This is a genomic window from Phenylobacterium sp., from assembly GCF_036963605.1.
Taxonomy (GTDB): Bacteria; Pseudomonadota; Alphaproteobacteria; order Caulobacterales; family Caulobacteraceae; genus Phenylobacterium.
The window spans coordinates 1-9,305 of the sequence record NZ_JBALUY010000105.1; the positions used below are offsets into that span (position 1 = coordinate 1).

Annotated in this window: 11 protein-coding genes; 7 read left to right on the forward strand and 4 right to left on the reverse strand. The window is 69.9% G+C overall.

What is annotated here, in order from left to right:
* Together V7702_RS15525 and V7702_RS15530 are read right to left on the reverse strand one after the other, a co-directional pair.
* Window positions 1-482, reverse strand: a 482-nt coding sequence (locus tag V7702_RS15525) for an AarF/UbiB family protein (protein WP_335650985.1), incomplete at its 3' end; no start/stop codon positions are given.
* Between the two features lies 1 nt (window position 483).
* Window positions 484-1,242, reverse strand: a complete 759-nt coding sequence (locus V7702_RS15530) for a class I SAM-dependent methyltransferase (RefSeq protein WP_335650986.1) — start codon at window positions 1,240-1,242, stop codon at window positions 484-486.
* 99 nt (window positions 1,243-1,341) lie between these two features.
* Between V7702_RS15530 and mutM the strand changes: the two genes are divergently transcribed.
* From mutM to dnaA, 6 genes are all read left to right on the forward strand, one after another.
* Window positions 1,342-2,208 carry a bifunctional DNA-formamidopyrimidine glycosylase/DNA-(apurinic or apyrimidinic site) lyase gene (mutM, locus tag V7702_RS15535; protein WP_335650987.1) on the forward strand — a complete coding sequence of 289 codons (867 nt, stop codon included), beginning with the start codon at window positions 1,342-1,344 and terminating at the stop codon, window positions 2,206-2,208.
* Between the two features lie 3 nt (window positions 2,209-2,211).
* Window positions 2,212-3,084 carry a TraB/GumN family protein gene (locus tag V7702_RS15540; RefSeq protein WP_335650988.1) on the forward strand — a complete coding sequence of 291 codons (873 nt, stop codon included), beginning with the start codon at window positions 2,212-2,214 and terminating at the stop codon, window positions 3,082-3,084.
* Window positions 3,085-3,117: 33 nt separating this feature from the next.
* Entirely contained in the window at window positions 3,118-3,903 is a 786-nt protein-coding gene (locus V7702_RS15545) for an enoyl-CoA hydratase (protein WP_335650989.1), read from the forward strand.
* A 3-nt stretch (window positions 3,904-3,906) separates the two neighbouring features.
* A complete protein-coding gene (locus V7702_RS15550) occupies window positions 3,907-4,500 on the forward strand; it encodes a DUF459 domain-containing protein (RefSeq protein ID WP_335650990.1) in 594 nt (197 codons plus the stop codon).
* Between the two features lie 106 nt (window positions 4,501-4,606).
* Window positions 4,607-4,876 (forward strand): 30S ribosomal protein S20, encoded by a 270-nt coding sequence (gene rpsT / locus V7702_RS15555; protein ID WP_335650991.1) that lies wholly within the window; start codon window positions 4,607-4,609, stop codon window positions 4,874-4,876.
* 421 nt (window positions 4,877-5,297) lie between these two features.
* A complete protein-coding gene (gene dnaA / locus V7702_RS15560) occupies window positions 5,298-6,767 on the forward strand; it encodes a chromosomal replication initiator protein DnaA (protein ID WP_335650992.1) in 1,470 nt (489 codons plus the stop codon).
* A gap of 249 nt (window positions 6,768-7,016) precedes the next feature.
* Here the strand turns inward: dnaA and V7702_RS15565 are convergent, their stop codons facing one another.
* Window positions 7,017-7,547, reverse strand: coding sequence for a DUF2087 domain-containing protein (locus V7702_RS15565; protein ID WP_335650993.1), 531 nt, complete (start codon window positions 7,545-7,547; stop codon window positions 7,017-7,019).
* Window positions 7,548-7,829: 282 nt separating this feature from the next.
* Here V7702_RS15565 and V7702_RS15570 point away from each other — a divergent pair, with 282 nt between their 5' ends.
* Window positions 7,830-8,840 (forward strand): MerR family transcriptional regulator, encoded by a 1,011-nt coding sequence (locus V7702_RS15570; RefSeq protein ID WP_335650994.1) that lies wholly within the window; start codon window positions 7,830-7,832, stop codon window positions 8,838-8,840.
* 61 nt (window positions 8,841-8,901) lie between these two features.
* Here V7702_RS15570 and V7702_RS15575 read toward each other — a convergent pair.
* A partial coding sequence (locus V7702_RS15575) for a S1 RNA-binding domain-containing protein (RefSeq protein WP_335650995.1) occupies window positions 8,902-9,305 on the reverse strand: 404 nt, incomplete at its 5' end.

Genomic DNA, 9,305 nt, shown 5'->3' on the forward strand with positions numbered 1-9,305 from the left:
ACGCCGATATGGGGCCGCAGCACCTTGACCGCCACCCGGCGGCCGTCGCGCAGGCGCGCATCGTGGGCCTGGGCCAGGGAGGCGGCGGCGACGGCCTCGCCGAATTCGGAAAACTGCGTCTCGATCGGCGCGCCGAGGGCGGCTTCCACCTGGGCGCGGGCGATCTCGGCCGGGAAGGGCGGCAGCCGGTCCTTCAGCCGTGACAGATCCTCAGCGAAAGGCGCGCCGAAGATGTCGGCCCGGGTGGATAGAAGCTGGCCGAGCTTGATGGCCACGGGGCCAAGCTGAACAAGCGCGCGGGCCAGACGCTCGCCCGGCCGGCCCTCGCGGGCCTGCTTGCCGGCCAGCAGGCGCAGCGCCCGGCCCAGGTCGCGGATCGGCGGCGGATACTGGGCCTCGAGCTCGACCGGCAGCAGGGCGTCGTGCCGGGCCAGGGTCCAGGCGGCGGCGAAGAGCCGGCCATAGGCGGCGGGACGCGCCATCTCAGATGGCCCAGCCCTGATGGAGGGCCGCCACCCCGGCGGTGAAATTGGTGTAGCTCACCCGCGAGAAGCCGGCCTCGCGCATCATCTGGGCGAAGCTCTGCTGGTCGGGGAAGCGGCGGATGCTCTCCACCAGGTACTGGTAGGACTCCCGGTCCTTGGCCACGAGTTCGCCCACGGCAGGGATGACCTTGAAGGAATAGGCGTCATAGGCCTTCTGCAGGGGCTCGGTGACCGGCCGGGAGAATTCCAGGCACAGGAACCGGCCGCCGGCCTTCAGCACCCGCCGGGCCTCCCGCAGGGCCGCAGGAATGTCGGTGACATTGCGGATGCCGAACGAGATCACATAGGCGTCGGCGCAGGCGTCGGGCAGGGGCAGCCTTTGCGCGTCGCCGACGTTCCAGCAGATCTCCGGCTCGGAGCCTTTTTCGCGGCCCGCCGTGATCATCTCGGCATTGTAGTCCATCAGGAAGATGGTGGCGTCGGGGCCGCCCCGGCGCTGCTGGGCGCGCCTCGCCATCTTCGCAAACCGCCTGGCCATGTCGCCGGTGCCGCCGGCGCAGTCGATGATGACCTCGCCGGGCTGGGGGTTCAGGCGGGCGGCGACGGCGTCCTTCCAGAGGCGGTGGACGCCACCGCTCATCAGGTCGTTCATCAGGTCATAGCGGCGGGCGACGCGGTCGAAGACCCCGCGCACCAGGCGCGGCTTCTCGTCGGCCGCAACGTCGCGAAAGCCGAAGGTGGCGGCAGGTCCGGTCATGGCTCGCCTCATAGCCTCCCGCGCGATCGCACGCCAGCGTCAGGCCGCAGAGCGCGGTTGAAGTTGATCGCAGGCGCAGCCTCTGCCAAGCGATGGACCATGCCCGAACTTCCCGAGGTCGAGACCGTCCGCCGCGGCCTGGCGCCTGTCCTGGACGGCCAGCGCCTGACCCGCGTGGAGCTGCGCCGGCCGGATCTGCGCTTTCCCTTCCCCGAGGGCTTCGTCCAGCGGCTGGCCGGGGCGCGGATCGAGACGCTCGCCCGGCGGGCCAAGTACGTCCTGGCGCCCACCGACCGCGGCGACACCCTGGTCATGCATCTGGGGATGAGCGGGCGCTTCGAGATCGCCCGGCCGGAGGGGACGATCCGGCCGGGCCAGTTCGTCTACGCCGCCGATCCCGACCCGAAACATGCCCATGTGGTCTTCGAGACCGAGGCCGGCGGCCGGGTCACCTATTACGACCCCCGGCGGTTCGGCTATATGGGCCTGATCCCCACAGAGGCGCTGCCTGCTCATCCCTGGTTCGCCGGCATGGGGCCAGAGCCCCTGTCGGATGATTTCGACGCCGCCCATCTGGCCCGCGCCTTCGAGGGCCGCAAACAAGGCCCCAAGACCCTGCTGCTGGACCAGAGGATCGTGGCGGGGCTGGGCAATATCTATGTCTGCGAAGCCCTGCACATGGCCCGCATCTCGCCGTTCCGCCCGGCGGGCAAGATCAGCCGGCCGCGGCTGAAGGCCCTCGTCGAGGCCATCCGCCAGGTTCTGGAGGCGGCCATCGCCGCCGGGGGATCCACCTTGCGCGACTACGCCGCCGCCGACGGCGCGCTGGGCTATTTTCAACACAGTTTCCGCGCCTATGGGCGGGAGGGCGAGCCCTGTCCCAATCGCGGCTGTGGGGGAACCATCGTCCGGGAGGTTCAGGCCGGGCGTTCGACCTTCTATTGCCCCGTCTGCCAGAAAGGCTGAGCGATGACCCGTCTGATCGGCCTGCTGGGCCTGCTCATCGCCCTGGCGGGCTGCGCGCCGCAGCCGGCCCGAGCCGAGCCCGCCCTGTGGATCGTCCGCGACGCCGATTCCGAGATGGTGCTGTTCGGCTCCATGCATCTCCTGCAGCCCGGCCTCCCCTGGCGGCCCGAGGCGCTGGACGCGGCCCTGGCCCAGGCTGACGACCTCTGGTTCGAGCTGCCGGTGGATCCGGACACGGAGGCCGAAGCGGCGCGCCTGGCCCTGCGCTACGGCGCCCTGCCGCCGGGCCAGTCCCTCTATGCCCAATTGCCGCCGGAGAGCCGCGAGCGTCTCACTCGCCTGGCGGCCCGCCACAGCCTGCCGCCCAACCTGCTGGACCGGCTGAAGCCCTGGTTCGCCGAGGTGCTGCTGGCCTCGGCCGTCTTCGCCGCAGCCGGCGCCGATGTGGAGCAGGGGGTGGAGAAACAGGTCAGCCTGACCGCGCCGCCTGGGCTGGAGCGCCGGGCCCTGGAGAGCGCCGAGCAGCAGATCGCCCTGTTCGACGCCGTGCCCATGGACGAGCAATTGGCCAATCTGATCGACACCCTGGAGCAGCTGGAGGACGACCCCCAGGGGTACGACCGGCTGATCGCCGCCTGGCTATCCGGCGACCTCGACGCCCTGGAGGCCGAGGCCCTGGACCCCATGCGCGAGGTTGCGCCCGGCCTCTATCGGAGCATGGTCGTCGATCGCAACACGGCCTGGCTCGAACAGCTTCAGGCCCGGCTGCAGGGCTCCGGCCGTTCTGTGGTCGTGGTCGGGGCCGGCCATCTGCTCGGCCAGGATGGGCTGCCTGCGCGCCTGCGCGCCCTTGGCTATGAGGTCGAGGGGCCTTAAGCGGCAAGGCGCGTGTCTGAAGAGGAGGCCACCATGTCCGCGCCCAGCTACGAGACCCTGCTCATCGAGGCCCACGGCCCCGTCACCCTGATCCGCCTCAACCGGCCCGAGGCCCTGAACGCCCTCAACGCCCGGCTGCTCGCCGACCTGGAGGGGGCCCTGGAGGCCGCCGAAGCCGATTCCGAGGCCCGCTGCCTGGTGATCACCGGCTCGGAACGGGCCTTCGCCGCCGGCGCCGACATCAAGGAGATGGCCGACAAGTCCTATGCCGACATGTTCCTGGCCGACACCTTCGCCCGCAGCGCCCGGCGGATCGAGGCCTGCCGCAAGCCGATCATCGCCGCGGTCTCGGGCTTCGCCCTGGGGGGCGGCTGCGAGCTGGCCATGATGTGCGACTTCATCATCGCCGCCGACACGGCCAAGTTCGGCCAGCCGGAGATCAATCTCGGCGTCATGCCGGGCATCGGCGGCACCCAGCGCCTGACCCGCTATGTGGGCAAGTCCAAGGCCATGGACATGATCCTGACCGGTCGGATGATGGACGCCGTCGAGGCCGAGCGGGCGGGGCTGGTCGCGCGCGTCGTGCCGGCCGAGGCCCTGGTGGCCGAGGCCCTGGCGGCGGCCGCCAAGATCGCCGGCCAGTCGCCCGTGGCGGTGATGATGAACAAGGAACTGGTCGAGACCGCCTACGAGACCACGCTCAGCGCCGGCGTGGCGGTGGAGCGACGGCTGTTCCACTCCCTGTTCGCCTTCGAGGACCAGAAGGAGGGCATGGCCGCCTTCGTCGAGAAGCGCCGGCCAGACTTCAAGGGGCGCTAAGCCTTGCGGATTCTTGCCTTCGGGGACTCCTTCGTGGCCGGCGCCGGCGATCCGGCCCACCAGGGCTGGCTGGGCCGCGCCCTGGCCGGACGCCCCGAGGTCACCGCCTACAATCTGGGCGTCCGGGGCGACACCAGCGCCGACATCCTCCGGCGCTGGTCGGCGGAGGCCGAGGCCCGGCTGAGCCCGGACGAGCCCTGTGGCCTAGTCTTCGCCTTCGGGCGCAATGACGCCAACGCCGCTGACGGGCGTCCGCGCCTGTCGGCGGCTGAAAGCCTGAAGACGGCCCATCAGCTTCTGACCCAGGGCGCGGCCCGCGCGCCCGTGCTGATGGTCGGCCCGCCGCCGGCCGAGGAGCCCGGGCTGGCGGCGCGGGTGGAAGGGCTCAACGAGGCCTTCAAGGCCCTCTGCGCCCGCCTGAGGACGCCCTATATCGACGTCCTGCGCCCCCTGGCGGTCAGCGGGACCTGGCTGGCCGAGGCCCGGGCTGGGGACGGCGCCCATCCGGGCGCTGCGGGCTACCAGCAGATGGCCGAGCTGATCGCCGCCCATCCGGCCTGGCGACGCTTCACCGGGGTCGAGGGAATCCCGACATGAGGTCCAGGCGCCATTGACCGGCTCTCCGCCATCCCGTATATCCGCGCCTCCGATTTTCACCGCCCGGACCTGAGTTCGGGCGCGCTACTATTCGAGAGCTTTTAGAATGGCCAACACGCCCGGCGCCAAGAAGGCGATCCGCAAGATCGCCCGTCGCACCGAAGTCAACACCGCTCGCCGCTCGCGCGTCCGGACCTATCTCCGACGCTTCGAAGAGGCCATTGCGGCCGGCGACGCCGCCGTCGCCAAGACCGCCTTTGTGGAGGCTCAATCCGAGGTGATGCGGGCCGTCACCAAGGGCGTGATCCACAAGAACACCGCCTCGCGGAAGGTCTCGCGCCTGGCCGCCCGGCTGAAGAAGCTGGCGGTTGCCTAAAGCTTGACCTGCGCCGCCTCCGGGCGGGCTAGTCGCTTGAAATTTCTGGACAAATGACAAAGCCCGCACGCCTTTTCGGTGTGCGGGCTTTGTCTTGCCTGAAGCTTGGCCTTGCCGCGCCTGCGACCAATGTTCTCAGTCGGCGGAGGGTCATTCCGAGAATTCCCTTGTGGCGTGAGGGCGCGCGCTTGAGTCAACGAAAATATCCGCGGACGCCGCGAAGAATCACCGTTGACCCCCCCCCGTCCCGGACTAGTCTCTGGGGCTTCAACACAGACGTGTTTTCCATCTGAATTCGGATGAAAAAGCGGGGGGCGGGACTCTATGCGCCCTCCGATTAAGAGCCTGTGTTTGTTGACTAAAACGTGGCCGCAGCGTGGGGTTGCGACCAATGATGGCGGATGTTGGGGGTATTGGCGAAATGGCTTCTGGAGGATTGGCGGACAGGACGGCGGCGACGCCTGCGGGCGCGGTCTGGACCAAGACGTGCCTGACCCTGAAACGCGAACTGGGCGACGCCACCTTCGGCTCCTGGCTGGGTCATGCGGCCCTGCGGGAGCGGTCGGATCACGAGGTTTGTCTGGTGGCCGCCACCGGCGTGGCCCGCGACTGGATCCGCCGACACGCCTGGCGCCGCATCGGCGAGCTCTGGGCGCAGAATGACCCCGAAGGCCGCGCGCTGGACCTGAAGTCCCGTATGGAGTTCGAGGCCGCCGGCGCGCCCGAGCCGGTGATCGCCGAGGTCACCCTGGCCGCCGCCCCGGTCCTGACCATCCATCATGGCGCCGCGCCGGCGTCCGTCTCTGGCTCAGAGCCGGCCGCGCCCTCGGCGGGGTCGCGGGCGCCGCGCCCCGGCGCCGGCCTGCAGGAGCGCTTCACCTTCGACACCTTCGTGCCGGGCCCGGCCAACGAGTTCGCCTTCGCCGTCGCCCGGCGGGTGGGCTGCTGGGCCGACGGCCATTTCAATCCGGTGGTCTTCCATGGCCCCTACGGCTTCGGGAAGACCCACCTGCTGAACGCGCTCGGCTGGGAAGCCCAGCGGAACTGCCCGGACAAGAAGGTGGTCTATCTGACCGCCGAACGCTTCACCCAGACCTTCGTCAAGGCGGTGCAGGATCGCCAGACGGCGGCCTTCAAGGACGAGCTGCGCGACGCCGACCTGCTGCTGATCGACGATGTGCACTTCGTGGCCGGCAAGACCTCGACCCAGGAGGAGCTGTTCCACACCCTGATCGCCCTGGTTCAGGACGGCCGCCGGGTGGTGATGACCGCCGACCGCCCGCCGCATGAGCTGTCGGATTTGGAGCCGCGCCTGCGGTCTCACCTGCAGGCGGGCCTGGTCTGCGGCATCGAGCCGGCCGACCGGGACCTTCGCCAGGGCATATTGGAGCGCAAGCTGGACATGCTGGCCCGCCAGGGGGGCTTCCCGGCCGCTGCGCGGCCTGAGGTGCTCCAGTTCCTCGCCGACCGCTTCAGCGACAGCGTGCGGGAGCTGGAAGGGGCCCTGAACACCCTGGTGGCCCGTGTGGGGGCCGAGCTGACCCATCTGAGCCTGGACGAGGCCCAGAGCATCCTGAGGCCCCACCTGTCGGCCCCGGAGCGCAAGGTGACGGTGGACCACATCCAGAAGGCGGTGGCCGAGCACTACGGCCTGACCCAGGCCGACCTGCTGTCGGAGCGCCGGGCCCGGGCCGTCGCCCGTCCCCGCCAGGCGGCCATGTGGATCGCCAAGCAGATCACCACCCGCTCCCTGCCCGACATCGGCCGGCGGTTCGGCGGTCGCGACCACACCACCGTCCTGCACGCCGTGCGCCGCATCGAAGCCCTGAAGGCCGATGACCCGGTGCTGGCCCGCGATCTCGACGTCCTGCTGCGCAAGCTGCGCGGCTGAGCTTCCCAGCCGACCTCAAGGTCCGCAAGCCTGAAGGCCCGCCACCCCCGGCGGGCCTTTCGCTTTTTCGGCGGGCGCGGGCCGATCGTCACTGCTGATCCAGGCTGAGGCGACCGCTGACGCCTCTCTCTCCGTCATGGTCGGACTTGATCCGACCATCCATGAACACCTCGGCCAGCCCGGTGTTCATGGACCCTCGCGTCAAGCGCGAGGGTGACGGGGGCGCTGGATGTCGAGCGGCTCTAACGTCTAAGCCGCTGTCCCTCGCCGCAGCCGCCCGATCAGGGCCTGGGCGTCCGGCGGCGGCGGCTGTTCGATCCGGCGGTAGTCCCGGCAGTCCAGGGTGCGTGAGACAAGCCTTGCGCTGACCATGGCGCGGCGCAGGATGGCCGGGTCGCCAAAGGCGTGCAGGGCGTTGAGCCTTCCATTGAACACCGCCTCGCTGACGGCGTCGCCGGCCGGCAGGGCCGCCCAGAGAGCCCACAGGGCCAGGTCTTGGTGCGACGGCTTGGCCGGCCACTGCAGAAGCCGTCCCTGAGCGTCGAACTGGCGGGCGACCCTGCCCACCCGCGCCAGGTCGGCGGCGGGCGCTGGCGGGCCCTCCGGGGCCTCGGAACGGGCGCGATAGTGCTGGAAGTTCTTCGCCCCGGCGGCCCGGGCCAGGATGTTCAGCATCTCCACATGGCCAGGCGCAGGTCCCTGGCGCGCCAGCTGGTCGCGCAGAGACTTGGCCAGGGCCGAGATGTCGGGGGTCGCATAGGGAATGGCGGTTCTGGGCATCACTCATCCTCGGGAAGCGCCGATCCCCTGATCAGGGGCGTCGAGGTCACCGACTTTCGACCCGGCGCTTGATGGGACAAGCGGGGCGAGACGTCTCAAGGGCAGGTTTAGCTCCCCGATGTGCGGGGCGGTGACGCCTGGGTGAACTGCAGACCCTGGCCGCTTTTAGCCCCGCTTCGGCGGCCGGGGAAGTCCGCACGCGGGGCGAGGCGTCACGGCCAAGGTCTTGGCGCTTGACCCGGCCCCAGGGGCCGGTCGGATAGAGGAGGTCTCGAAAAACGCATGAGGGTCCTGCCTGTGTCTCCCTATCTCAGCCCCGCCGAGGCCGCCGCCCAACTGGGCGTATCGCCAAAGGCCCTGCGCCTCTATGAGGCCAGAGGCCTCCTCTCTCCCTTGAGGACTCAAGCTGGCTGGCGCGCCTATGGGTCCGACCAGATGGCGCGCGCCCGCGAGATCGCCAGCCTGCGGGCCCTGGGCCTGTCGCTGACCCAGGTGGCGCGGGTTCTCGCAGGCGATCCGGGCGATCTCGCCCCGGCCCTGGCCGCCCACCAGGCCGAACTGGAAGGCGAGACCCAACGCCTGTCCGAGACCCTGGCTCAGGTCGCCGCCCTGCGCCGCGCCCTGGCCAAGGGCGAGCCGCCCACGATGACGCAGCTGGCGCAACTCGCGGGAAACAAGCCGGCCTGCGCCTTCGATCTGCCCTGGCCCTGGGGCGGAGAGCGGTTCGAACTCGCCGCCTTGCCGGCCCTGACCTGGCTGGTGGGGTCCCTGGGCAGCGGCAAGACCCGCCTGGCCCGCGCCATCGCAGACGCCTTGCCTGGCAGTGTGTTCGTCGAGATGGCCCGGCCGCCGGTCATCGTCGAGGGTGATCTTGGCCTCAGCGGGCGTCTTGAGGGCGCCCTGGCCTGGCTGAGGGAGGAGGGCGCCGAGGAGACCGAGGCGCTGCGCCGCCTTCTGGCGGCGGTGCTCTCAGAGGGGGGCGCGGTGGTGGTGGACATGGTCGAGGACGGCCTGAATGAACCCACCCAGCAGGCCCTGGCCGCCTGGTTGCGGGCGCGCGGGCCGCAGGCTCGGCCGCTGATTCTGATGACCCGCTCCAGCGCGATGCTGGACCTTGGACTGGCGACCTCATTCGAAACCGTGCTGTTCTGCCCGGCCAATCACAGCTCGCCCATCCGCGTGCGCCCCGACCCGCAGGCCCGGGGCTACGAGGCGCTGGCCAGTTGCCTTGCGCCACCCGAGGTGCGCGCCCGAACCGAAGGGATGGTCGCCGTAAACGCCAATCGCGCATGAAAAAGGGCGGCCGCATCGCTGCGGCCGCCCCGTTTGTCGTCAGGATGGAGGATGAGGCTGATTAAGCCTCGGCCTCGGCCCCTTCCTTCTTGGAAAGGTCTTCGCCCGTCACCTGGTCGACGACCTTCATGGACAGGCGGGTCTTGCCGCGATCGTCGAAGCCCAGGAGCTTGACCTTCACTTCCTGGCCTTCGGTCAGGACGTCGGAGACCTTGGCCACGCGCTCGTTGGAGATCTGGCTCACGTGAACCAGGCCGTCCTTGGCGCCGAAGAAGTTCACGAAGGCCCCGAAGTCGACCACCTTGACCACCTTGCCGGTGTAGATGGCGTTCAGCTCGGGCTCCGAGGCGATGGACTTGATCCAGTCGCGGGCCGCATCGATCTTGGACTGTTCCGAGGCCGCGATCTTGATGGTGCCGTCGTCGGAGATGTCCACCTTGGCGCCGGTTTCGGCGACGATCTCAC

Coding starts and splice junctions, on each gene's coding strand:
- dnaA (WP_335650992.1), top strand. CDS start 5,298: ATGGCTTCTGGAGGATTGGCGGACAGGACGGCGGCGACGCCTGCGGGC.
- V7702_RS15570 (WP_335650994.1), top strand. CDS start 7,830: ATGAGGGTCCTGCCTGTGTCTCCCTATCTCAGCCCCGCCGAGGCCGCC.
- V7702_RS15565 (WP_335650993.1), bottom strand. CDS start 7,547: ATGCCCAGAACCGCCATTCCCTATGCGACCCCCGACATCTCGGCCCTG.
- V7702_RS15530 (WP_335650986.1), bottom strand. CDS start 1,242: ATGACCGGACCTGCCGCCACCTTCGGCTTTCGCGACGTTGCGGCCGAC.
- rpsT (WP_335650991.1), top strand. CDS start 4,607: ATGGCCAACACGCCCGGCGCCAAGAAGGCGATCCGCAAGATCGCCCGT.
- V7702_RS15540 (WP_335650988.1), top strand. CDS start 2,212: ATGACCCGTCTGATCGGCCTGCTGGGCCTGCTCATCGCCCTGGCGGGC.
- mutM (WP_335650987.1), top strand. CDS start 1,342: ATGCCCGAACTTCCCGAGGTCGAGACCGTCCGCCGCGGCCTGGCGCCT.
- V7702_RS15545 (WP_335650989.1), top strand. CDS start 3,118: ATGTCCGCGCCCAGCTACGAGACCCTGCTCATCGAGGCCCACGGCCCC.